The sequence below is a fragment of the Mucilaginibacter sp. Mucisp86 genome, from assembly GCF_047324315.1.
Taxonomy (GTDB): Bacteria; Bacteroidota; Bacteroidia; order Sphingobacteriales; family Sphingobacteriaceae; genus Mucilaginibacter.
The window spans coordinates 4,472,073-4,497,945 of record NZ_CP168503.1; the positions used below are offsets into that span (position 1 = coordinate 4,472,073).

General features: G+C 44.0%; 17 protein-coding genes and 1 tRNA gene. 12 read left to right on the forward strand and 6 right to left on the reverse strand.

Annotation, left to right across the window (positions count from 1 at the left end):
- Positions 1-86 precede the first annotated feature (86 nt).
- Positions 87-159: transfer RNA gene (locus ACEN9X_RS19055), tRNA-Gly, on the forward strand.
- A gap of 36 nt (positions 160-195) precedes the next feature.
- Here ACEN9X_RS19055 and ACEN9X_RS19060 read toward each other — a convergent pair.
- From ACEN9X_RS19060 to ACEN9X_RS19070, 3 genes are all read right to left on the reverse strand, one after another.
- A complete protein-coding gene (locus ACEN9X_RS19060; RefSeq protein ID WP_413666627.1) occupies positions 196-996 on the reverse strand; it encodes a helix-turn-helix domain-containing protein in 801 nt (266 codons plus the stop codon).
- Positions 997-1,040: 44 nt separating this feature from the next.
- Complete coding sequence (locus ACEN9X_RS19065; protein ID WP_413666628.1) at positions 1,041-2,066, reverse strand: SDR family NAD(P)-dependent oxidoreductase; 1,026 nt, start codon at positions 2,064-2,066, stop codon at positions 1,041-1,043.
- A 546-nt stretch (positions 2,067-2,612) separates the two neighbouring features.
- Positions 2,613-2,999, reverse strand: a complete 387-nt coding sequence (locus ACEN9X_RS19070; protein WP_413666629.1) for a VOC family protein — start codon at positions 2,997-2,999, stop codon at positions 2,613-2,615.
- Between the two features lie 235 nt (positions 3,000-3,234).
- On the opposite strand from ACEN9X_RS19070, the gene ACEN9X_RS19075 reads away from it, so the two are divergent.
- Positions 3,235-4,347, forward strand: coding sequence for a YncE family protein (locus tag ACEN9X_RS19075; RefSeq protein WP_413666630.1), 1,113 nt, complete (start codon positions 3,235-3,237; stop codon positions 4,345-4,347).
- 340 nt (positions 4,348-4,687) lie between these two features.
- Positions 4,688-8,329, forward strand: a complete 3,642-nt coding sequence (locus ACEN9X_RS19080; RefSeq protein ID WP_413666631.1) for a family 78 glycoside hydrolase catalytic domain — start codon at positions 4,688-4,690, stop codon at positions 8,327-8,329.
- A gap of 413 nt (positions 8,330-8,742) precedes the next feature.
- Here the strand turns inward: ACEN9X_RS19080 and ACEN9X_RS19085 are convergent, their stop codons facing one another.
- Positions 8,743-9,153: a cupin domain-containing protein gene (locus tag ACEN9X_RS19085; RefSeq protein ID WP_413666632.1), complete on the reverse strand. Its 411-nt coding sequence runs from the start codon at positions 9,151-9,153 to the stop codon at positions 8,743-8,745.
- Between the two features lie 144 nt (positions 9,154-9,297).
- The gene (locus ACEN9X_RS19090) at positions 9,298-11,742 is read right to left on the reverse strand and encodes an outer membrane beta-barrel protein (RefSeq protein ID WP_413666633.1); all 2,445 of its coding nucleotides are present in this window, start codon (positions 11,740-11,742) and stop codon (positions 9,298-9,300) included.
- Positions 11,743-11,867: 125 nt separating this feature from the next.
- On the opposite strand from ACEN9X_RS19090, the gene ACEN9X_RS19095 reads away from it, so the two are divergent.
- Both ACEN9X_RS19095 and ACEN9X_RS19100 read left to right on the forward strand, forming a co-directional pair.
- Positions 11,868-12,140 carry a hypothetical protein gene (locus ACEN9X_RS19095; protein ID WP_413666634.1) on the forward strand — a complete coding sequence of 91 codons (273 nt, stop codon included), beginning with the start codon at positions 11,868-11,870 and terminating at the stop codon, positions 12,138-12,140.
- Positions 12,141-12,159: 19 nt separating this feature from the next.
- On the forward strand, positions 12,160-12,768 hold the full coding sequence (locus ACEN9X_RS19100; RefSeq protein WP_413666635.1) for an alpha-ketoglutarate-dependent dioxygenase AlkB family protein: 609 nt from the start codon (positions 12,160-12,162) through the stop codon (positions 12,766-12,768).
- Here ACEN9X_RS19100 and ACEN9X_RS19105 read toward each other — a convergent pair whose 3' ends face one another.
- Positions 12,769-13,677 carry a VOC family protein gene (locus tag ACEN9X_RS19105; protein WP_413666636.1) on the reverse strand — a complete coding sequence of 303 codons (909 nt, stop codon included), beginning with the start codon at positions 13,675-13,677 and terminating at the stop codon, positions 12,769-12,771.
- Between the two features lie 288 nt (positions 13,678-13,965).
- On the opposite strand from ACEN9X_RS19105, the gene ACEN9X_RS19110 reads away from it, so the two are divergent.
- The 7 genes from ACEN9X_RS19110 to ACEN9X_RS19140 all read left to right on the forward strand — a co-directional run bounded on the left by ACEN9X_RS19110 (position 13,966) and on the right by ACEN9X_RS19140 (position 25,818).
- The gene (locus tag ACEN9X_RS19110) at positions 13,966-14,340 is read left to right on the forward strand and encodes a hypothetical protein (protein WP_413666637.1); all 375 of its coding nucleotides are present in this window, start codon (positions 13,966-13,968) and stop codon (positions 14,338-14,340) included.
- Between the two features lie 559 nt (positions 14,341-14,899).
- Positions 14,900-18,160, forward strand: a complete 3,261-nt coding sequence (locus ACEN9X_RS19115; protein ID WP_413666638.1) for a SusC/RagA family TonB-linked outer membrane protein — start codon at positions 14,900-14,902, stop codon at positions 18,158-18,160.
- Positions 18,161-18,171: 11 nt separating this feature from the next.
- Positions 18,172-19,617 carry a RagB/SusD family nutrient uptake outer membrane protein gene (locus ACEN9X_RS19120; protein WP_413666639.1) on the forward strand — a complete coding sequence of 482 codons (1,446 nt, stop codon included), beginning with the start codon at positions 18,172-18,174 and terminating at the stop codon, positions 19,615-19,617.
- Positions 19,618-19,632: 15 nt separating this feature from the next.
- On the forward strand, positions 19,633-20,325 hold the full coding sequence (locus ACEN9X_RS19125) for a fasciclin domain-containing protein (RefSeq protein WP_413666640.1): 693 nt from the start codon (positions 19,633-19,635) through the stop codon (positions 20,323-20,325).
- 172 nt (positions 20,326-20,497) lie between these two features.
- Entirely contained in the window at positions 20,498-22,189 is a 1,692-nt protein-coding gene (locus ACEN9X_RS19130; protein WP_413666641.1) for a glycoside hydrolase family 28 protein, read from the forward strand.
- A gap of 146 nt (positions 22,190-22,335) precedes the next feature.
- Positions 22,336-23,754, forward strand: coding sequence for a polysaccharide lyase 6 family protein (locus tag ACEN9X_RS19135; protein ID WP_413666642.1), 1,419 nt, complete (start codon positions 22,336-22,338; stop codon positions 23,752-23,754).
- Positions 23,755-23,757: 3 nt separating this feature from the next.
- Entirely contained in the window at positions 23,758-25,818 is a 2,061-nt protein-coding gene (locus tag ACEN9X_RS19140; protein WP_413666643.1) for a discoidin domain-containing protein, read from the forward strand.
- Positions 25,819-25,873: the final 55 nt, after the last annotated feature.

Consider the following 25,873-nt stretch of genomic DNA (forward strand, 5'->3'; position numbering starts at 1 on the left):
TTAAAAGCATGTTAATTTTAATGTGCAAAAACTTGAAAAAATATTTTGCACGCATATACATGATTTATATCTTTGCGGCCACCAACGCGAAAGTAGCTCAGTTGGTAGAGCACGACCTTGCCAAGGTCGGGGTCGCGAGTTCGAATCTCGTCTTTCGCTCAAAAGCCTTTCTCCGAAAAGAGAAAGGCTTTTTTGTTATATGCCCGTTGGCGAATAACTGAAATGCTTTTTAAAAGCATAAGTGAAATGGGATAGGTTTTCAAAGCCAACCTCCGCATATACATCCGAAGGTTTCCTGTTTTGCTCCCTGATGCGATAATGCGCAAGTTCCAGTCGTTTTTGAGTTAACCATTTTTGCGGAGTAGTGTCAAAGCTTTTCTTAAAATCCCTTTTAAAAGTGGTTAGGCTACGCCCCGTTAAGTAGCCAAACTTTTCCATGGGCATATTGAACATGAAATTCCGCTCCATAAAATTAGTCAGATCAATTTTACCCGGTTCCTGGAAATTGGCCAGTATACCATCTATATCGCTGTCAATTATTCTCAGAATATTGATTGCCTCTTCAATTTTTAATGATGCGAGATTTTCAGGCAATCCATCCTTCAGATCAAAATAAGGAATTAATGATGCCAGGCAGCTTTCCAACAACGGGTGCTTACCGAAGTTTCGAATCCCGGGCGAATGCTGCAGACGTGCTTTAGGGGGATTTTTAGCATAAAACTCCTTTAACATAGGCATGGTAAGGTGCATAGCCACGGTTTTATGTGGCAAACCGTCTTTCGGATAATTAATAACCGTGGTTAATTGATTTCGGGGGATCAGGAAAATATCTCCTGCACCAAAAATATGTATCGAATCGGCCTGCACTATTTTTGTTTCGCCCGAAATAAACCAGATCAGCATATGGTGTTCAAAAAGTACTTCGGTACGGAATGGCTTATCTTCAAAGTGCGATAGTTTAATATCCGGGCTTAAATAGTGCGTTTTAAATTCCATGGTTCATCAAATGCTGCCAGTTAACAATAAAGCTACAACGGATCTTAGTTTGCTGCAAATTTTACGCCCGTCATTTCTTCGCTTAGTGCCCATAGTTTTTTTGCGTTTCCCTCGTCAACAGCATATGGTTTTACACCACGCAGAGTTAGCGGATCATCATATTTATGTTCAATGTCTCCAAAATCTAAATCAGCCACATCTGCGTTTTCGCAATAAACACCTCCGATATGATCAAGCTGCGGACTGGTGGCACACCAGGCCGAAGTTGCTGCACCCTGCTCTACGGTTTTAAGTCTGGCTGCCACTTCCGGAAAGATATTGCCATCGGCATCAAACATGCCCATTTGCTGAAACAACTCTACCGAGGCGGCCCTGCCAAGATCAGTACCATTTACAGAACCGGGATGCAAGGAGTAGGAGCGAACACCGAAATCTTTACCGCGATGGTCAAGTTCTACCGTAAAAAGATTGTTGGCTGTTTTAGATTGGCCATAGGCCGACAGCGTTTCATAATGGCGGTGAAGAAAATTTGGATCATCAAAATTAAAAGGTGCGATCTGGTGGCCGTATGAAGATACGTTAATTACCCTTGCGCCATAGGCTTTTTTTAGAGCAGGCCAAAGGAGTGCAGTAAGTTGAAAATGCCCCAGGTGATTAGTTGCCAGTTGGGATTCGTGGCCTCTTACGTCGCGCTGAAGGGGCACCCACATAATGCCCGCATTATTGATGAGGATATGCAACGGTTCGGCAGTTTTGAGAAAGTCGACCGCAAAGGTGTCGATAGAAGCGGGATCCATCAGGTCCATCGCTTTAATCATCACGTTGGGTACGCCTGTAAGATTCGTGGCTGCTTTGTTAATATCACGTGCCGGTACAATAACTTTTGCCCCAGCCAATATCAGCGTTTTTACGGTTTCCAGGCCAATACCTGCATAGCCGCCTGTTACTATGGCTGTTTTGCCGGTAAGGTTAATGTCCTTTATAACATCGGTAGTAGTGGATAGGGCTGTAAATCCAGATCCCAGCGGCTTTTGCAGTGCACCGTTATAATTATCTTTTATTTGTTCCATTTTTTTATGATTTAATGAAACAAAAGTATAGGCAGTTATCTACAACGTTTTTGTTTTAAAGGCCGATGTTTTTTGTTTTAAAGACCATTTTTTAATGTTGACCGATATGTAACAAAGTAGATACAATAAGGTCGGTGAAGAAGGCCTGATAGCAGAGTGCCTTGGGCAGGGTGAATTCTTCCCCGGTTCGGGAAAGTTTATATACGCCTATTTTACCTGTGAAAAGATAAAAAGGTCTGTTTGCGGATAGATTCCTGTTATATTTCAGGAAAACGTTTTGCGGTAACTGTACCAGCGGATAACTTTCAGTAGTTCCTCTTCTGAAATGTTATCGCCGTCTGTTGGCTGAAAAGCCATTTCTTTATCCAGTATAGTGGCCCGTAACGGTTGTGGAGAGCCTGGATTTGTTTGTGTTTCCGGTTCGAAAACGCAGACGTAACTCCCTGAACCAGGGATTAAGATTACGTCGACCCCGTCAATGGAGTTCAGTAAATAATTTTGATCCATACTTTATCCCGGCAAAAAGTGTTCCGGTTAGCGGCTGCACTAACGCGGTCGGCCAAAGAATAAAATATATCCGTCAGTATCTTCCAGTTCAAATCCACGTAAACCATCGTGGGTATCTTGTAGCGGGATAGTGAAAGTAGCACCCCGCGATTCAAATTCGGCGGCCAGTATATCCGGGTTAGGAACACTGACATAAGCATCCCAACGGGCATCGGGGGAGCGCTTGTGGTTAGGGAGTGGGGCGGCGTCAACAGATTTGAGGAAAATCATCGCCTCATCGCGCTGTACAATGGCGAAAAAAGGATCATCGGCGGGCTCTTTAAAAACTGCTTCAAAACCAAGTTTTTCGCTATAAAAGTCAAGCGCTACTGTAACGCTGTGAACGATGAAGAATGGTGCAATGCCGGCGATGGATGGCTGATTCATGCGTTAAATATTGAGGTTGCTGATATAAAGGTATGAAGCCAGTTGCGGATAAACAATTTGGGAGATTTTAGTTTTACGGGGGCTTGTCTATCAGGAATAGCTTGTAGTCGGTTATCTCCCCGCCCTGGTCGATTCATCCTCTAAAAATCAGGTAGTTCAGTATATTTGTTTATAGGGAAAATCATTTCTTATGACCGAAACCAATATTAACCTGTTTCTCCAATCTGCTAATCCTATGAAGAAAATCGCTCACCGCCAAATTTTAAAAGCTATAAAATTCAGCTCGTTTAAATTGCTTGCTGTAAGCTTCTTATGGATACCGATAGCTTTTAACGCGACCAAATGCCAGGCACAGGCTACGCCTTCACGTTCGCTGCTTGCACTTTCAAAAAGTGATCATACCCTGGCTATCATCGATCCGGTTACCCTGAAAGTTCTCGCACGTGTCCCGGTAGGTTCCGATCCTCATGAGGTTATTGCCTCCGCCGATGGAAAAACGGCTTATGTTTCCATCTATGGAGGTGGAAGCCTGCACGAGTTGAGCGTAGTTGACCTTGTGGCGCAAAAAGCGCTACCAGCCATTGATACTAAACCATTGATGGGGCCGCACGGGTTAACATTTGTAGCAGGAAAAGTTTGGTTTTCGGCCGAGGGGGCTAAAGCAGTTGGCCGTTACGACCCTGCTACCGGTAAATTTGACTGGGCCATGGGAACGGGCCAGAACAGAACGCATATGATTTATGTAACCAATGACGGGAAAAAGGTTTACACCACAAACGTTTCGTCGGCAACTGTAAGTATTTTGGAAGATAGCCTTATGAAGCCGATGGGGCCTCCGGGCGGAGGGGCTCCTCCTGCGGGCACAGCACCTCCGCCCGGATTTGCACCTCCGGCACGTCATGACTGGATACAGACAGTTATCCCGGTAGCCAAAGGCTCCGAGGGTTTTGATGTTTCGCCTGATGGTCGTGAACTATGGACTGCAGGTGCAGAGGACGGCAATATTTCAATCATCGATATCGCCGCCAAAAAGGTAACTACTACAATTGATGCGAAGGTTGTGGGTGCCAACAGGCTTCAATTTACACCGGATGGTAAGCGCGTATTGGTTACCAGCCTCCGCACTGGCGACCTGTTTATTTTCGATGCGGTATCACACCAGGAGTTGAAACGTATAAATACCGGGCATGGCGCTGCTGGTATCCTGGTTGATGATGACGGATCGCGCGCATTCATTGGCTGCACCGGCGATAATTATGTGGCGGTGATCGATCTCAACAAATTGGAAGTGACCGGGCATATTGAGATACGCGGGGCTGATGGTTTGGCCTGGGCGGTTAGGCGATAGCAGGCTATATCAATTCATATTGAAAATGGGTAATGCTTTGACTCCGATACAAGAGTGAATTTTAGTATCGGAGTCGAGCCATAAAATATCCGGGATCATCAAAATTGATAACTAAGCCCGCCCTGAAATTAAAATGAGTTTTGATTATAAGCGATGTTATCTACGCGGTCATTAAGTTTCGCAAACCACTCAAACGGTACTTTCTGATCCATATTAAATGTTTTTGGGGCATTTTTGAAAATAATTGATACTGATATATCAATGGGGTAGGTACAGGACAGTTATGCGCTATTTAATACGCATATTGCTTTATCCAATTATTTTTACTGTAAACCCAATTATGACAAAAAATCGCGCCCCGATAGCCAAACCGGCTGTTCTGATTTTATTACTGCTATTTTCATTCATACAAATTAACCTTTACGGCGCTGTAAAGGCCCCCCGGATAGTTAACCTGCAGGTGGAATATACAGATCATCCTATCGGTATTGATGTTAAACTGCCGCGGTTTAGCTGGCAGATGCTCACGCCCGAAGGTGTAAGAGGATATACGCAGGTTGCTTATCAGATCACCGTAAAAGATCCGCAGGGAAAAGTAGTATGGAATAGCAATAAAATAAAAAGCGGAACGGCGCTGGCCGTGGTCTATGCTGGTTCATCGCTTAAAGCAACAACCCGCTATAACTGGACGGTAAATGTATGGGATCAGACGGGAGGTGTTTCATCCGCAGGTTCATGGTTTGAAACAGGGTTGACGAATACCGGCATGTCGGCCTGGGATGGTGCGCAGTGGATTGGGGGAGGGGATAACGACCTGGTGCTGTATGCCCATTATTTGCCGCTGTATGACCTAAAATATAAAGTAGCAATTGCTCCCGGTAGTTCAAAGGCAAGTATTGTTTTCGCCGCAAATGATCCTCGTTTGATGGATAGCAACCGGAACGTTTTCCAGCTTGCCAATAAAAAGAACCAGTCGTACTTTAAGGTTGAGCTGGATATTTCAGGTTTAGAGCAGGGAGGTAATGCACGGATCAATGTATACAGGGCCGGGTATTCGGAAAAAGATACATTGGGTAAAGTATTTAAAAGCTTCCCGGTAAAAGCCGACCTGATTGGTAACGGTAACAAAAATAAACCGCATACTATCCTCATCCATAGCGAGTTTGGTACGCTTAGGTTTACCGTTGATGATGATAAAACATTTTTAGCCGATGAAAAAAATGAGACAGCGGTAGCCCGCCCGGTACCGGCAAACCGCGGAGCGGTAATAACGCTTAACCCGCTTGGCCCGGGAGGAGATGTTGTATCTTATGGAATGTTAGGTGAAATAGGCTTTTCGGCAGATCAGAACCAGAAAGCTGAATTCTCTGATCTTACGGTTTCTAACGTAAGGTCGCCGCGAAGTACTTTATTTAGCGAAAAACCTGAAGAAAATAATTACAGCGGAATTTTTAAAGAAGCCATTGCCACTCCATCATCAGGATTGGCTATAAAAGATGGAAAATATGAAGTGAGCGGCGGGAGTGCCGGGGCATTTATCCTTGCCGATCCCAGCCATAACGCTATGCCCATGCTGCGCTCGGTGTTTAATGCCGATAAAAGTATTTCACAAGCCAGGCTTTACGTAACTGCAAGGGGGATTTATGAAATCTATCTTAACGGCAAACGGGTTGGTAACGATTATTATAATCCGGGCCTTACCCAATACAACAAAACCCACCTTTACCAAACTTATGATGTAACCGGTATGGTAAGTAAGGGGAAAAATGCCATCGGCGCTATGCTTGGTGAGGGCTGGTGGAGTGGTTTGCTGAGTTATGGCAATGTATGGAATCATTTTGGCGACAGGCAATCTTTACTCGCCAAGCTGGTAATTACTTATACCGATGGTTCGGAGGAGGTGATCAAAACCAATGATAAAAGCTGGAGATATTTTAATCATGGCCCTATAGTTTATAGTAGCCTGGATATGGGCGAGGTTGATGATGCCACGCGTGAAGCCGCAGTTAAAGGCTGGAATACAGTAGCCTATGATGATCACAACTGGCAAAAAGCGCAGGAAGTATCATTAAAAGGAACAACATATACGGGTGATGACGTTGACTACTTCGGAAAAAAGATCCCGCTTGATTTTGATCATATTTCGATGATCGGGCAGATTGGAACCTCGGCAGGAATTTATAAAACGCTGACTGCAAAAGGTGTAAAGGAAGTTAGGAAAGGTGTTTATGTATATGACATGGGGCAAAACTTTGTAGGTGTGCCTAAGATCAGCATTAAAAATGGCATCGCCGGAAAAAAACTAACCCTGCGTTATGCCGAGATCCTTTACCCTAACCTGAAGGAATCCGGTAAAAATGTAGGTATGATCATGACCGAAAATTACCGTGCGGCCCTGAGCCAGGATATTTATATTATGAAGGACGGCGACCAGGTAATCCAGCCGCATTTTACATCGCATGGTTATCAGTATATAGAAATTACCGGTATCGATAGCCCGCTGCCTCTTGATGATGTGCAGGGCTTGGCAATCAGCTCGGTAAAGAAACTTGCGGCCGATTATGCAACTTCTAACCCGAAGGTGAACAAACTATGGTCGAACCTAACATGGTCAAACATCGATAACTTTTTGACCATACCAACAGATTGCCCTCAAAGGAATGAGCGGATGGGCTGGTCGGGCGATATCAGTATATTTTCGCGCACTGCCACTTATGTATCTAATGCAGATCAGTTTTTGCGCAGGCATATGCTGGCCATGCGCAACCTGCAAACCGAGCAGGGCAGGTTTACCGACATTGCACCTGTTGGCGGTGGCTTTGGCGGTGTGATTTGGGGGAGTGCCGGGATTACCGTAGCCTGGGAATCTTATCTGCAATATAATGATGTAGCCCTGCTTGCTGAACATTATGATGCCATGAGCAAGTATATGGACTACGTGGACTCAACCATCGACCCCGAAACAGGTTTTAGCAAGGATGGGGTGCTTGGCGATTGGCTTGGCCCCCAGTATATGCAGCTGGGTACTGCTTTCCCGGTTACCGCCTATCATGTTTATGATTTGGGCATCATGGCAAAGGTTGCCGGCGTTTTAGGCAAAAAAGATGACGCCGAAAAATTCAGGAAAAAATATGAAGAGCGAAAAGCTTTCTTCAATAAAACATTTGTTAACGCCGGTAAAAAGGCGGTCGGCCTCATTGGAGGCGGAATGTTTGGCGAACCGGGCAAGAAAGAGTTTAAGGTTTCGGATACGCAAACTGCCTATGCAACAGGTCTGGCACTGGGTGTATTCAGTGACGAAAACGTCAGTTATATGGCCAAAAACCTGCAAGCTGCTGTTGAACGTGAAAATAAAGATGACCAGGGCATTGTCCGTCCGGCTTATTCGCTTATGACCGGTTTTGTAGGTACTGGCGGTATCAGTAAAGCGCTTTCAGATTACGGGTATTCAGACGTGGCTTATAAACTACTACAGAATGAACATTACCCTTCATGGTTATATGCAATTGATCAGGGTGCAACAACTATCTGGGAAAGGTTGAACGGCTATACTGTAGAGAATGGATTTGGTGGAAATAACAGCATGAACTCATTTAACCATTATTCATTTGGTGCTATAGGCCAGTGGCTGATTGCTTATTCTATCGGGATCCAGCGCGATGAACCCGGGTTTAAGAAATTTATTTTGCAGCCAGAGCCAGATCCGACAGGTAAGATGACCTGGGCCAAAGGATCATATGATTCGCCATATGGCCGTATAAACAGTGGTTGGTCGGTAAGCGGAAAAAGGTTAACCTACAATGCTACTGTTCCGGCAAATACAACCGCTACCCTGTTTTTGCCCACAACCAACGCTAAACAGGTAACGGAGGGCGGCAAACCTGTGGCTGGTGTAAAAGGCGTCAGCTTTATCAGGTTTGAAGGAAACAAAGCTGTTTATCGTTTAGTATCCGGATCTTATCGGTTTAAAGCAAACTTGTAATGCTGTGCGGGAATATTTTTGGAAGTATTGATTCGCGTATCCTCAAAGTCTCTCGCTGATTTAAGTTTACCCACAAAATCTAAATACGCGCTAAGCAATGGTTGGAAAGCAAGTTTACGATTACGAGACTCCGCTGGAGTCCAATATCTCTTTAAATTTTGTCTATAAACACGTGGCCTCTCTGAGGCCGCCTGGCACGTCAGTTATATTCATTATGTTATAAATATTACCGGCCCCATCGGGGCCACGTGTTTATAGCGCTAAAAGAATACATTTTTTGGCTCCGTAGGTGCCTCGTTTTGAAATTGCAGGTTGGTGAATTTTGTGTGGGTTAACTTAAACTCGCAGAGGACCCTAATGGTACGTTAAACTCATTTCAGGACAAGACAATTTTTACAATTCCTGATCAAATTTCACTTAATTAACGTAACAAGCGGTTTATCTTTTTCAACAATATAAGTAGCAAGTTCACTTGCTTTGGTAGTGCCCACATTTTTTACGGCGTGTACAGTTCCGTAAGGAATAAATAAAACATCGCCGGCTTTGAGTGTTACCGGTTGTTTGCCCTCTACCTGGTATTCTAACACACCTTCAAGCACATAAATAATTTCTTCGCCGGGGTGCTTGTGCTGCGGATATGATTGTCCTCTTTCAATATCTACACGAATCTGTACCATTTCGCGGCCCGGGGTACTGAGGTCATGGCGCTGTAGTTCTGTGCGACCGTTTACAGTTTGCTGAGCCATAACAGATGCAGGAAGCATAAAAGCTGCAAGGGCAGCAATAATGATAGCAGTAGCCAGTTTGTTTTTGTTGGTTTTCATAGCCTTTGGTTTTAATTTTTAGTAAAACTACGGGCTCAAACAGCTTTTAAATAGTGCCATTTGCATGAACCGGGCTAAACTCAACATAAACCAGACATTCGTGATCCCGAAATGACAGCATGAACTTAATGACGAAATGATTTCCTAATGTGCCCTGCCTTGTTCGCTTTCAGCCCCTCCTGTATTACGTTTGGCCGGTACATTGGTTGATTTGCCGAAGCTATAGGTAAACGTAAGGGTTGCCACTTGGGTATCCACAAAGTTATGGTAAGTTGCGGTTGCGCCAACGATATTGGTAATGGTGCCGCTTGGGCTAAATGATTTAAAGATATCACGCATATTGAACTTGATTGTTCCCTTGTTGTTCAATATTTTTTTCTGAATAGCCGCGTTGAGCATTCCGGTAGGAATAGAAACAAACTGCCCGTAAGTACCGCTTGTGTTATAGAAACCACTTATCTCGGCACTCCAGGTTTTGGATAAGGTGAATTGATTATTACCATTGGCGCTAAAGGTAGTTTTGGACTCGTTGAGATAGCCGGAGTAAAATACTCCCTGGTAAGTATTATTGTAAACCTCGGCATATAAATTAACAGACCACCATTTGGCGGGCTGGAGGTTACTGCTGATAGAAAAATCTAATGTTTTTTGCTGCCCTATGTTACCGGTAGTACTGATAAATGTATTATCAACTTTATGGATGGTTTCATTTTGAACATCAGTTGTACGATTATAGGCAACTGCTACTGTAAACAGGCTCTTGAAGCTATAAGCCAGTTTATAATCGTCGGTAAACTGTGGTTTCAGGAAGGGGTTGCCCGAAAAGTAGGTAAACTTATCTACGAAAAAGGTAAATGGATTTAAGCTTCCATAACTCGGCCTGCCAATTCTGCGACCATATGAAGCAACCAGTACGTTATGGCCTGCTGTATCAAGGTTGTAGGAAAAATAGGCGGTTGGGAAAATGTTGGTGTAATGCTTAACAAATGATGAATCGGCCTTTTGCGCATTACCCAGCTGATGCCCGTCGCCGTTTGTGTTTTCCAAACGCAATCCTGTTTGTAATGAGAATCGGCCAAATGTTTTATTGAAGTTCAGATAAGCGGCATTGATATTCTCCTTATATAAAAAGCGGTTGGTGTTGTTGTAATCAATAGTACTTATATCATCAATAACATTAAAATAATTAGCGGCATTATCGGTATTTACATAACTGCTTTTTACGCCAGCCTCCAGTTTGGCTTTACCCTTGAGCGGATGTGTATAATCAATCTTTGCCGAATAGATATTAATAGTAGCGGGCAGATCATCTTTAATTGTTTGCGAGTTTGTTAAAGTGCCATCGGGCAAAAAAGTATTGTTGATAAAAAACTGGTTACTGCCCGATATATCGCGAATATAATCCAGGTCAAATGTGAGTGCCCTGCCAGCGCTGTCAAACTTGTGGGTATAGTTTACGTTGATCCCTTTGCTGTCAAACTTATTTTTGGAAGTGTTGAGGGTGTTGATGGTAGAGTCCAATTCGCCGGTTTTGCCATATAGTAAGCTGTAAACCGGGCTGCTGTCATGATCGCGCGAGATAGTACCGGTAAATACTACGCCCCAGGTTGTTTTGGGAGATATAAAATAATCTAACCCAGCTTTGATATTGGTATTATTGCTTGAGGGCCTGAAATAGGAAATATCCTGCAGTGAGGATGTTTGATTGCCGTTTTCATCGAAATAATTGCGGTCTATTTCAAGTCTCCTGAATGTTTTCTGCTTATTGTAGGCTACGTTAGCAAAGAAATTGACCTTATCTATCCTGTAGTTAAAGTTGATGCTTGCATCAGACCGGACGTAAAAGCCCTGGGCTAAATTCACGGATGTTACGGCGTTAAATCCCCTGTTGGTATTTTTCTTTGTTTTGATATTGATCACTCCTGCATTCCCGGCAGCATCATACTTTGCCGGTGGGTTATCCATCAGTTCTATCTGATCTAAAGAAGAAGATGGCAGAGACCGCAGGTAAGTAGCCAGGTTGGCCGCCGAAAGGTAGGTAGGTTTATCATCGATCATCACCAGTACCCCGCTTTTTCCTTTAAAGGTAATGTTGCCGTCGGCATCTATTTGGACACCGGGTGTCTTTGACAATACCTCTAATGCATTAGCGCCGGTGTTGGATATGAGCGCTCCAACGTTAACAACAGTACGGTCGATCTTTTGCTGCACATAAGATTTTTTGGCGGTTACGGATACCTCATTCAAGGTTTTTCCGATTGAGGACAGCATAATTGCCGGCAAACTAACCGGTTTTTGGCTAATTGCCATCGGGCCGCTTACGTAGCTTTTATAACCCATGTAAGTTGCCTTAATGATATATGTGTTGTTTTTTAAGTTTTGAAATGAGAAACTGCCGTCCGCTTTGGCGAGGCTGGTACTAATCACCGTAGAATCTTTTGCTGCGAGTAAAACCAGGGTTGCACCGTCGAGTGGTTTTTTAGCTTCATCAGATACAGTCCCCGAAATGCTGCCGCCTGTGGTTTGTGCGTGGGCGAATTTGAATAAAATCAATGTGAACAAGGTGAAGAATAGTTGCAGTCGTCTCATAACTATGAGACAGCGTTTTCGCTGATATAGTTACAACAATTTTTATGATTTAACATTTTGTTACAATTTGAATGCTAAAAATATTAGTATTTTTATACCTTTGAATAAAGTTTATATCGTTTAAAATGAATACGCACAGCTATCTGACCAGGGAGGCTAAGGCCTTTGTAAAACGCAGGAATGGTCCCGATGAGGTTATACGGGTGGTGCCCGATCTGCTGTATAAAAAAGCAGTTCAATGTTACAGGTTGTATACAGCTTTTGAAGAAAAGCCTGATGATCTGGGCTGCATTTTGTTTGACGGTCAGGGTTTCTGGATTTATGATGGTAATCTGCTATCTGTAGCCGAACAGGAGCAGTTGGCAGATTTTATTATCAACTATGTAGAAAGGTTGTAAAAAGCAATTAAAGATAACCATGGAACAATTAAGTTTTTTTGCAGAGGCGGGGCAGAGCAGGGGATTACCAAAAGAACTGTTGGAATACCACGCTAATTTTATTGATCAGAACACCGGCGACTACCTGCTTCAAAAGTTCATAACTGAATCACCCTGGAAGCAGACTACACAAAAAATGTGGGACAAGGAATACCTTACGCCCAGGCTTACCGCCTGGCATGGCGATGTAGGTACAGATTATTCTGTATCCGGTAAAATCTCCAATCCAAATCCCTGGACGCCGGAATTGTTAATGCTGAAACAAAAAGTAGAAGCTGCTGCCGGGATCAGGTTCAATAGCGTTTTGCTGAATTATTACCGGGATGGTAATGATTCTGTGGCCTGGCACAGCGACCGGGAGAGTGTATTGGGCAAAAATCCCGTTATTGCCTCGGTCAGTTTCGGGCATGTGCGCTGCTTTGATATCCGGAATAAAGCCGATCATAAGGAGCACTATTCCGTAAAGCTGGAGCACGGCTCCTTTCTGCTAATGAAAGGAGGTTTGCAGGAGCACTGGGAACATCGGATAGCTAAATCGCATAAGCCGATGAAGGCCAGGGTTAACCTGACCTTCAGGGTGGTAATTTAATTATTGGTTTGGAGCATATGCCTGTTGCAAGGCTGCTATATCAACTTTCTTCATTGTCATAAAAGTTTGCGTAATACGTGCAATTTGTTCAGGGCTGCCGTTTTTCAGAGCATTAAGCATAACCGTTGATGCAACCTGCCAGGATACACCGTATTTGTCTTTCAGCCAGCCGCATTGTCCGGGTTCGCCATCAGCAGAAAGTGCCGACCAGTAGTAATCGATCTCTTCCTGCGTTTCACAAGGGATCAATAATGACACGGCCTCGTTAAAACCAAAGCCGTGAGGATGTGCGCTGTCCATGGTGGCTATCCAGGTTTGGTCGATATAAAAATCGGCGAACATCAGTGTGCCGGCTTTGTCCGGGCCCATATCTTCCGGGCGCGGGGCTGTTGTACCGCGTTTACTGTCTTTAAATACCGAGCAGTAAAAGTTAATAGCGTCATCGGCTTTACCGGCTACCGGTCCTGTATACATCAATGACGGAACAATCACAGGCCTTTCTTCACCGGCAGGGTTGGTAAGTATCAGTTGCCACGAAACGCCATATTTATCGCCTATCCAGCCGTAACGTTCGCTGAAAGGATAGCGGTCAAGCGGCATCATTACCTGGCCGTTTTCTGATAGCTTGTTCCATACTTCGTCAATGTGTTTGGCGGCGTCCGGGTCGCGGGAGGGATCAAAATTGATCATAAAGGAAATGGAAGGGCTGATGCTTGGTCCGGGCACACCGCTGATACCGAAGAACGACTGGCCTGCCAGCGTAAATTCAACCACTTCGCATTCATGATCAGACACATAGAAATGATTAACATAGCTTAAAACCGAATCGGGCAGTAAGGTGGTATAAAATTCGGCAGCGTCTTTGGCTTTATTCTGGCCGAACCAGATATGTGGTTTGATGGGTAACATAGGTAAATGATTTGGTGTTAATATTTAGTTAAAGATCGTAAGTATGTAAATGTTTTGACTGATTACATCATTGGCTAACGCTTTACCGTTAATCTCCATGAAAGCCAGCGCTGATGATATCTAACTCATTCAAAGTTAAACGGTTTTTGTCCGGAGATCAGGGGGGATTAGTGACATTTTGGGGGTGTATTACGACAACGCTTCAACCTGGGCAAACTTTTTTCGAACTAAATGAACCCCATTTATTTTTCATGCGGGTGAGCTATATTGCATTCTCTTTAAGCAAGCATGAAAAAACCGATGCCTTTTGATTTTCTGCTGGATTACCTGCCCGCCGGTATCATGGTGAAGCCGGCTGTAGGTATGTTCTATATTTATTTTGACCGGAAGATAGTATTGATCTTCCGAAAGGTGGGTAAGAATCCGCAGCATAACGGCATCTGGATCTCTACCCAACGGGAGCATCATGAAAGCCTGAAAGCCGAGTTACCCGAGATCACTGACTTTGTATTAGACGAGGGCTTTGATACAGCCTGGCTGCTGCTCAGCGATAATCATGATGATTTTGAAAAAGCTGCTATTCAGCTCTGCGAACTTGTTTCACAAAAAGATAAGCGGATTGGAAAGGTAACCCCTAAAAGCACTGCTATGTTTAACTATTAAACCCGCAAGCAGGTTGCAGTATCCGTTATTCGAAATCAGCACGGGAATTCTTCTGCCACGCTGGTCATATTGCTTAATAGTATAGATAATATACACAATTGTAAACTGAGATTAGTAAATGGTCAATATTGTTTACTACTGCCCTGTTTTTCCCTCCTAAATTTAGCGCTACCAATTACAGGCATTTCTCCGTTGTAAATGCGCTTATCAAACAACCCTGCTGCTTATGTTAGATATTGCTGTTAAAAAATTGCTATTAAAAGTAGCGCATCACGGCGCTCCGGCACCTTTTCAAAAAATCTGTTTTGTGTATTACGAACAGCTGTTAAAACTGGCCTGTCCTTTTATGAAAATAACCGAAGTTATTGGCAACCTATCAATACTTCAATTACTTATTAACCCAAATGTTTAACCTGAAAATATGCGTATGATAAAACTTGACAAATAAACCTGCATTAAGCCTAAAAGCGGAGAATGTTGGCGCATTCCCCGCAATAATTGGTAACTAATTTACGAGTCTTTCTTAAACCAATAATTACAGTAACCTAAATACTAAATTATGAAAAAAAGTGCTTGCCGCATAAGCAATATGCGGTTGCGAAGCTATTTGAAAATATTTCTTACGGCAAAGTGTACCCTGATCCTGATACTTATATCTTCCTTTCAGGTTTTTTCAAAAGGCCATGATCAAAACAGGATCAGCATCAACCTTCGTAATGTGTCTGTGAAAAATACGCTTACAGAAATTGAAAAAACAAATACTTACCGTTCTGTTTATAATGACGCTATAAATACTATACCTGTTACCGGCCTGGTGGTAGATAATAAAGGACCTTTACCCGGAGTAAGTGTAAAAATTAAAGGCACTAATCTGGGCGTACTGACAGATAACAACGGAAAGTTTTCGATCAATGTGCCCGACAATAACGCAGTCCTGGTATTCACATTTGTAGGGTATGTTTCAACCGAAATTACAGTTGGCGACCGCAAAAACATCAACGTAACGCTTAAAGAATCGGCAACAGATCTGAACGAGGTTATCGTAACCGGTTATGGCCAGTCGGTAGCCAAGCGTGACCTTACAGGGGCTATAGCAACTGTTTCGGCCAAACAGATAGAAGAGCGCCATCCCATTAACCTGGTCGATGCTCTGCAATCGCAGGCATCGGGCGTGTTGGTAGTAAATGATTCGGGCGAGCCTGGTGCCTCCGGCTCCATCCAGATCCGTGGCGGTTCTACATTTTCAACAGCAGGCAATGCGCCGTTGTTTGTAATTGACGGAATTTTAAGCCCAACTGCCGATAATGTTAACCCTAATGATATTCAATCAATTGAAGTGTTGAAGGATGCTGCTTCGGCGGCTATCTATGGCTCGCAGGCAGCCAATGGTGTTATATTAATTACTACCAAGCGGGGCCAGGCGGGCAAACCACTTATTAATGCCCAGTACGCCCGCATTTTTGGCGTAATGGCCCATAAGCTGGAACAACCAAATTCAAAAGACCTGCGTGTAGAACGGAATTTATATAATGGTAACAGTCCGGATAAGCCAACCACCACCAACGACTCGCTGAATGTGGTTTTTAATTCTGATAATGACAATCAGGATGTAATTACCCAGTTGGCAAAAAAAGATATTCTTGATTTTGGCGTTAGCGGCGGCGAAAAAAACATGACTTACTATTCAAGCCTCAGGTATATCAATGATCAGGGCCTGATAGTTAATAGTTATTCAAAAACACTGCAAGCCCGTTTCAATCTCGATTACCAGGTATCCCCGAGGTTTAAATACAGTAACCGCCTTTCTTTCGGTTATAATACTAACAATAACATTAATGAAGGTAATACCATTAACCAGGCCTTTCAACGGCCCTCAAATTTAGCGTTATACTACCCCGATGGTACTTTAACCGGCTACATCAGCGGGCGCCGTAACCAGTTATCGGTTGCCTTGCTCGAGGTTAACGTAACCAATACCTATACCGGCGATTTGTTTAACCAGATTGATTATACCATCAGCAAAGACCTCCGTTTAACCAATAACTTTGATTTTGGATTATCAACACCGCACAACGTATTTTTTGATCCAAAGTTGTTAAGCAGCGCCAGCCCTACAGTTAACTCAGGTAAAGAAAGCTTTGCAGTTAATACCAACTGGGCTTACCAGGGATTTTTAAATTATAGCAAAAACCTGGGTAATCATTCCATAACGGGTTTGATTGGGGTGAGTGCCGAAAAAACACAGAATAACAGCTTTAAAATAGCCGGAACAAACTATGCCAATGAAAGCATCTATACATCAAATGTTGCAGGTACTATTGATTTGACCAATACGGGCACTAATGCGGGCTCTACCAGTCGCGAATCACTTTACGCCCGCGCGGGTTACAGCTACAAAAGCCGCTATATCCTGAGCCTGGTTTACCGCAAGGATGGATCGTCGAAATTTGGCAGTTCAAACCAGTATGGTGATTTCTATGGTGCATCCGGCGCCTGGCGATTCTCGGATGAACCATTTATGGCCTGGTCTAAAAAGTTTCTGGCTGATGCTAAATTGAGGGTAAGTTACGGGCAGGTTGGTAATGACCGGATCCCGGCCAACTCAAACCTGCTCATTTATACTTTTGGTACTTCTTTTTATAACGCAATTAACGGTGTGGTTTTAAGCGATCAGTTCGGAAACACACAATTAAAATGGGAAAGCAATATCCAGAAAAACATTGGTATGGATCTGCAATTTTTTAGGGGACGCTTAAATGTAACTGCAGACTACTATCAAAAAACAACAAAGAACCTGCTGTATCAGCGTAATATCCCGGTTGAAACCGGCTTTACCAATGTGTACGTGAACGTGGGCGACGTTACCAACAATGGTGTTGAACTTTCTGTAAATGCCACACCGGTAACCAGTAAAAACTTTAACTGGAATATTAATGCCAGCTTATCTGTTGAGCGTAACAAAATCAAGAGCCTTTATAATCATCAGCCGTTCCTGGCTACATCAGGCGGTGCTACTTACCTGGTTCAGGAAGGGGGCAAGATCGGCGATTTCTGTGGATACAAAGGGCTGGGCGTTTATCAGTATGATGCATCAAATGCCTACGACGGCAACTGGAACAGGTTAACGCCGGTAGGGGTTTCTGCGGATGGTAAAACGGCTGCAAGCTACACCCTGAACGGGCAAACATACACCGGTACCGTGCATCACATGTATGCCGGCGGGGCATTGCTGCTTGGCGGCGATATGATATTTGATAACGTTAAGAAAGACAGTGTAATAGATGCCAACGACCGGCAGATACTGGGCAATGCGCAACCATCATTTTACGGCGCCATTATCAATACCCTTAGTTATAAACAGTTCAGCTTGTCGTTCACATTTAATACCATCTGGGGTGGCGAGGCTTATGATAGTCCGAGGCAAACACTTAATAACCTGGCTACATCAGGCATAGTTGCCGATAATAATACCACCTATAATTCATGGAAAAAGCAGGGAGATGTCACCAATATACCTTACATGGGCCGGAAAAATTCGGTCGCCAATTTCCCGGGAACTCAAAGCCGTTTTCTTGAAAATACTTCGTTCATCCGGCTCAGCTATGCCAAATTCACTTATAACCTGCCCGCAAATATAGCCTCGCGCATTAAGATGAAAAATATAGGGGCATATGTATATGGCGCAAACCTGCTTACCTGGACTAATTACACCTGGTACGACCCTGAGTTTTCATCAAGCTCGGCCTTAACACCGGGTAATGATAATGGCCGTTATCCGCGCAGGCGCGAAGTTGGTTTTGGACTAAATGTTAATTTCTAATGAATCTGATCATGAAAAAAATAATCATTACTTTTTTAATGTTCTCCGTTTCGCTGCTCAGTTGTAAAAAACTGCTGGATCAGCCACCACAAAGCCAGCTGGCAGCCAGCAAATTCTGGAAAACATCTGACGACGCCAAGGCTGGTATTGCCGGCATATATGATGGTATTCAGGATATGTTTAGCAGCCAGTATATTTATTGGGGCGATGGGCGTAGCGATAACTTAAGTTATCATCCTACCTATAATGACGGTTTGCCGCTTGCATTAAATGTTTTAACGCCAACCACCAATGGTGCCGACTGGACGCTGATATATGCAACCATCAGCCGCGCAAATTTTGCTATTAAATATATCCCCACCATTGATGGTATTGACCCTGTTTTATCAAAGGACCTGCAGGCGCAGGCCCTTGGGATAAGGGCTTATTGCTATTTCTGGCTGATAAGGCTTTGGGGAAATGTACCCGTGTGGACAGAGCCCTATGAAGACCTGAGTACCGATCCATACAAAGCGGCAACACCAGCCGCCGATATTGTAAAAAACGTTATTCTGCCCGATCTGCTGAAGGCTTATGACTTGTCAGACCATACTGCATCTGTAGTATGGAATCTAAACTCGGGAGGCATAGCCGCCATGTTGATGGATGTTTACATGTATAACCATGATTATAGCAATGCTTTGCTATGGTGCGATAACCTGTTCAAATTAAACCGTTACAGCCTGGAAAGCACTGCCAACTGGAAAAATAATTTTATAGCGCCAACAAATACCAAAGAGTGTATCTGGAGCTTAAACTGGGATTTTACCGTTGATGGAGGTAATAAAACTTCGCAGGAAATTGGTGCTGGCGATACCAACAGCGACTTTTCTGTTGATCCTGCATTATGGACATATTTTACCACAACCACAACAGATATCAGGGGCGCATTAAGTGTTGATTTTAAAGTGAATAACCACGATAAAATATGGAAATACTATGCAGTTAACTTAGATAAGAACGGCAACCAGATCTATCCCAACTCGCCTCAGGCCAACCTGCTTTTCCCATTGTACCGCCTTGCAGATATTTATCTGTTAAGGGCCGAGGCTTTAAACAGGACGGGAGATTTGGCTAACGCACTGGTTTATTTAAACATGGTACATACCCGGGCAGGTTTACCCGCCTACCAGGCAAGTGATTTTGCCAATGCCGATGCAATGCTTTACGGCACACCGGTTAATGCTAACGGCATATTACGCGAAAGGCAACTCGAGCTATTCTGCGAAGCTAAACGATGGTTCGATTTGCAAAGAAATAATATCATCATCAGCATTATGGACCCGATAATCAAGATCAGGCAGGTTAACAAAGGTTTCCCTGCTACCGGCTTTGGCGATCCCCGGAAAATATTCTGGCCAATTGATCAGGATGTATTAAATGCCAATACCAAGCTAACTCAAAATCCACCTTATTAATTAAATTATATCATAATGAAAAAGATGAAACAAGCAGGTTTGTGGTTTGCCCTGACAGGCCTTTTAATAAGCATGGCAGGTTGCAACCTTGCCGGGTTAAAGATGCAGGAAAATGCTGAATATCATCCTTATGTGCTTGATCCGCATATTAATAAAACAACCTGGCAGTTTATTAAAGACCGCAGCTATAATTTTGCCGGGAAGGATACTGTTTTTAAGCTGATGCGCCAGGCCATTGAATATTCGGGCATTGATACCAATTTGTATATAAAAACCGATTGCACGTTTATATTACTGCATAATGATGCCGTTTACAGAACAACGGTAGTAAATAAAGTACCTACCATCACTGCAGATTGTTACTGGGGCAAATACCTGGTGAATGGCAAGCCCGCCACAAAATGGAGCGATTATCCTAAAGAGCAGGTTAAAAACTACCTGCTGTATTTAATTGTACAGGGAGCGTATTCGTTTAATAATTTAACGCCCAGTAACGTTGTGGCTACCACACTGCAGCCGGTAAACTATGATCCCTTAAACCCCAATTCGCTAATGACGCTGCGGGTTAATGACGATCAGAACTTTACCATGAGGCTAAATGATTTCTCAAATTCCGTAGGTTATGTAAGTGTACGTACCAGCAATATTCTGGCATTAAACGGAGCCATACAGGTAATTGACAGGGTGCTTTACTATCAAACCAAATAATACTGATCTCAATTATCGCCGGTCGTGATTTCGCTGCCGGTGTTAATTGAGGATGGATCCATCAATTGTTTTTACGTAAAGCAGCTAATTGTTTTACAATCAAGTTGTTGGCTTTAAGCTTTGTGCATTCAGCTTTTAGCTTCTATATAAACACACCAAAATTAAATTACTGATGAAAGATCAAGACAATAAAGCAATATCGCGCCGCAACTGGCTGGGTGCAATGGGGAAGGTTTCTTTGGGTACAGGATTAATGGCAGTTACGTCAAACACCCTGGGCTTTGAACACCCCACCCAGATAAAAGCAACCGGCAACGACACTGGTGCCCGTATTTATAATATCCGTGATTTTGGTGCAAAAGGAGATGGCAAGTCATTGGATACCGCTGCTGTACAAGCGGCGATTGATACCTGTAATAAAGAGCAGGGCGGCACTGTATTGGTGCCTGCAGGGGTATTTGTCATTGGAACGGTTGAGTTAAAAAGCAACGTTACTCTGCACATAGCCGCACAAGGAAAATTACTGGGGACTACCGACGGAAAACAATACCATGCCAGCGATGTCATTCCCCTTGACATTGGATGGACAATGAACGATGGGAACGTAGGACTAATATTTGCAGCCAATGCTGATAATATTACCATTGAAGGTAATGGCACTATCGATGGGCAGGGCGCGCAATTTCGCAGCGATACTAAAGGTGTATTACCGCCGGCCGGTATTACTGGCAACCACCGGCCATATCATTTACTTTTTTACCAATGTAAAAACCTTACGGTCCGTAATATCTCGCTCATCAACAGTGCTTATCACTCGGTGCGGGTTTGTCTTTGCTCTTATGTAAAAATGGAGGGGTTATTTATCCGCGGCAAGGTGATCCACAATAACGACGGCTTTCATTTTATTGGGAGTACCTATGTACATGTAACCAACTGTGATGTACAATGCCAGGATGATGCCTGCGCATTATTTGGCAGCTGTAAATTCGTAACAGTTTCTGATTGCTCCTTCAGCACACGATGGTCGGTGTTCCGTTTTGGAGGCGGCGAGGCCGAAAACATCACCGTTTCAAATTGTCTCATTTATGAAACCTATGGCTGCCCTATAAAAATGCGTTGCTCCCCCGGATCCCGGTTCGAAAATATCTCGTTTTCAAACCTGGTGATGAAGGAAGTTACCGGCCCCATCTCTATAGGCCTGGGGACTGAGAAATCTTCAGTTAATAGAACAGTTGATACCCCCGGAATTATACGTAATATTTCTTTCAGTAATATCCAGGCTACCGTGGTAAAACCGGTCCCGCTTCGTGATGCGGAATTTGCCAGCAGGTACAATCCCGGCGAAATATTTTCATGCATCACCCTGAATGCTATGGACGATGTTTTTTTAGAGAATATTTCTTTTAACAATGTGCATGTCACTTTTCCGGGCGGGGGTACCGAAGAACAGGCCGCAGTAAGGGATGTTCCTAAAGTGGCGGGCGAATATTATCAGATTGGTATTCCTCCGGCTTATGGTATGTATGCCCGGAATGTGCGCGGCCTATCGCTTCATAACGTCAGGTTTACCATGGAAAGCCCGGATCTGCGCCCTGCCCTTATCCTGGATAATGTAGAAGATGCAGCGGTGAATGGCCTAAGTGCCCAGGGACAAAAAGGTGCTGAATCATTATTACGTTTCATCAACACGCGGGATGTTTTGGTAAGCGCCCTGCGTGTATTGACACCTGTAACAAATTTGCTGCAAGCCGAAGGCAAAGCATGTGCTAATATTAAAATAGAGGGCGGGGATATTTCAAAGGCTGATAAAGCATTGGTTTTAGCCTCCGGTGCATCTGCACAGGCGGTGAGGTTGCGGGAATAATATCTCCTGGTTATCATAACGATTTGTAACAATAATGATAGAGCCAATTGAGTGTATTAATTGGCTTTTCTATATTATTAAACCGCTGGAAAATAGAGCGATGTTAGTGGTATAGCATTCCTTAATCATCATAAAAAATTGTAATAATGTATAAGAAACATCTTCAAAGCTATATAAAAGCAGGAATTACAGGATTGGCTGTAGTACTTGTTACCTTACTGCTATTATCTTCAAAAACCCTTTTGGCAGGCACAGTTACTGTTTCATCCATTGCCGACCTGCAAAAGGCTATTACGCAAGCAAAACCGGGCGATGTTATTTTACTGGCCGATGGGGTATATCCAACCACTGAGGATATTATTGTTAATGAAAAAGGCCTGCAGGGTAAAAATATTATTATAGCTGCCCAACATCCGGGAGCAGCAGAAATTACCGGTAAAGGAGGTTTTAGTTTAATAAGCCCGGCGGCCTATATCACTATCCGGGGATTTAAATTTACGCATGCTGCATCAAGAGCCAAAACAGGTACAGGTACCAGCTTTTGCCGCTTCACGCAAAATATTTTTGAAACTCCTGGTGATGGGGAGGATTTGACCATCGCCGGCAGTGATCAGGAAATTGATCACAACACCTTTCAGAATAAGAATGCGATGGGCAGGTTTATCGCTGTTCGTGGTCAGGATAAGCAAATTGCCGAAAGGTTGCATATCCACCACAATTATTTCAATAACCAGGCAAGCCAGGGCGGTAAAAATGGCGCCGAGGCGCTGCAGTTTGGTTTAAGCGGGTTTAGCTTATCATCAAGCAACAGCATTGTTGAGTATAATTTATTTGAAAAATGCGAAGGCGAAAATGAACTGATCTCGGTCAAAGCTTCGGCAGTAACGCTCCGGTACAATACCATTCGTAACTGCCCTGCGCAGTTCACCCTGCGCCATGGTAATAAAAGCCTGGTTTATGGCAATTATTTCTTCAATACGCCTGGCTTAAGGATTTTTGGCGATGATCACCTGATCTACAGCAACTATTTTGAAAACTGCAGCTCTGCCGTCGTAATAGGTAATGGCGACGGAGAGGTAGCCGACGGGGCCCAGTTAACTTCGCATGACCGGCCCGACCGCGTGCTGATTGCCTTTAATACACTGGTTAATAACAAAGAAAACATTATACAAACTGCCCGAAAAAACGGTATGGGCGCCACTTCAATTACGGTGGCCAATAACATCATCCAGGGTGGTGGGCCTGCTGCCACCATTGCAGGCCCATATCCTGATCCGCAGTGGGCGGGCAATATCTTGTTTAATGTGAAGGACGCCGGCGATATGCCGGCCGGCAGCTATACAAATATCGATCCTAAACTGGCTAAAACATCAGCGGATGCTTATCACCTTGAGGCGGGCAGTCCTGCTGTAAATCATGCTATTGGTTCATATCCCGGTATTAAGTTTGATATGGATGGCCAGCCCCGTACTTTACCGCTTGATATTGGTGCTGATGAACTGTCTAACGCGTTTGTTCAGGCACATGTACTTAACCCTGCCGATGTTGGTTGTAATACTAAATAAAACATGAAAAAAATTACAGCACTTTTGTTAAGCTTGCTGGCAGCGGGCATAGCATCTGCACAAAAAGGGAAAAGTGAGTGGGTATACCGCGGTAGTGATGGCAAGCTGGTTTATAAAACCACACCAGCGGGCGATAAAATCATGGATTTTTCATATGCCGGGTATATGGGGGGCGGTGTAGCGTTACCTGTTGTGCCCGTTAAGCGCCTCGTAAAGCCTTCAGGCACAAATGATGATACAAAGATCATTCAAAACGCCATTGATGAGGTGGCCGCAATGCCGATGAAAAACGGTTTCAGGGGAGCAGTTGAATTGGCGTCAGGTACATTCACCTGTGCCGGTCCTCTTATTCTGTCGGAAAGCGGCGTCGTATTGCGCGGCAATGGCAGCGGGGCAGGAGGTACTACCATTAAAATGGTTGGCGATCCGCACACGGCTGTGGTAATTGGCCGGGGCAATACCAAAGTTGCATTGGGCCGGACCGAAAAAGCAGATAGCAGTACGGTGAATACTACCAGCACATTAATAACCGATACCTATGTGCCATCAGGCAGCAAATCTTTTACCGTGGCAGATGCATCCGGGTTTGCGGTAGGTGACGTTATTAATATCAGCAGGCCTGTAACTGAAGCCTGGGTTCATTTTATGGGGATGGATAATATGTATCGTGACGGGAAAAAGCAAACCTGGATTAGAGCGGGGGCTCATGGAATAACCAAAAGAAAGATCACAGTAATTGAGGGTAATAAATTTACGGTGGATCCTCCGCTCGCCGATTCATATGATGCTAAATTTTTAAATCCGCCGGGCACAGTAGTTGCCAAAGTTATACCTGCTTCACGCGTTATGCAGGTTGGTGTAGAAAACATCCATATCCAATGCCCTCCGCTTGAAATTGACTACGGGCATGCGCCCTACGCAGGTGTACGCGTTGGCGGCGATGATTGCTGGCTTAAAGATGTGTATTGTGAGGAAACGATGAATACCACCGTACTTGCCGGCAACAGGATCACAATGGAAAAAGTTATAGTGAAGCATACTTATGCTAATCTTGGTGCATCCAAACCAACAGATTTTAGCCTGGAAGGCAGTCAAAACCTTATTGACAGGTGTGAAATTACCGGGGGCAATATGTATTTCGTATGGACTTCATCATTAATTCCGGGTCCTAATGTTTTGCTCAACGGTACTTTTAAAGGCCTCGGAAGCCGTATTCAGCCGCACCAGCGCTGGGCTACCGGGTTGTTGGTTGATAACTGTACAGTGCCGGATGGCGGTATCGATTTCATGAACCGCGGTATTGCCGGCTCGGGCCACGGCTGGACAATGGGATGGGCAGTAGCCTGGAATTGCATAGCCAAAACATATATTATTCAAAATCCACCGGGAGCAGTAAACTGGGCCATTGGCTGTATAGGCAAACGCGAACAAACTGCCCGTTTATTTGACAGCCAGCCTGTTTTGCCGGACGGAAATTTTGATTCACATGGTTTCCCGGTGGAGATCCCAAGCCTTTACCTGGCCCAATTGACAGAGCGACTGGGCATACAGGGGATTAAAAATATAGGATATGCCGCCAATAATAAAAAAATGTTCCCCAATAAACTGGTAAAAGTGTTGCCTATAAAAACAGACCATCATAAAATACTGGGTATAAACCTTGCCTTTGGCCGGCCGGTAAATACCAGTAACGTAAAAGGTGCTACCCGCCAATTTGGTGGCGAGAAAGCTGTAGACAGTAACACTGATACTTACTGGTGTACTGCTGACGGTGTTACAAACGCAACCCTCGAAATTGATATGGAAGGCCCGGTAAATATGAATACCCTGCAGCTTAACGAAGCCATTGGCGGGCATGTTGAAGAGTATAAAGTTGAGGCGCAATTGGATAGTAACTGGAAGCTATTAGCTCACGGAACCACCATAGGGAAAAACCTGATATTGAAATTTCCGGAAACTATAGCCTGGAAAGTGAAACTAACGGTACTTAAAGCCAAAACAAATGTGGCAATAGGCAATTTGGGGCTCTATCTCGCAAAGGACGGCTCAGGTAGTAAGATATAATAGCTACTATAACGTTGTCGTAAATTCTTACCATAGTGTCATGGTACCAAATTCA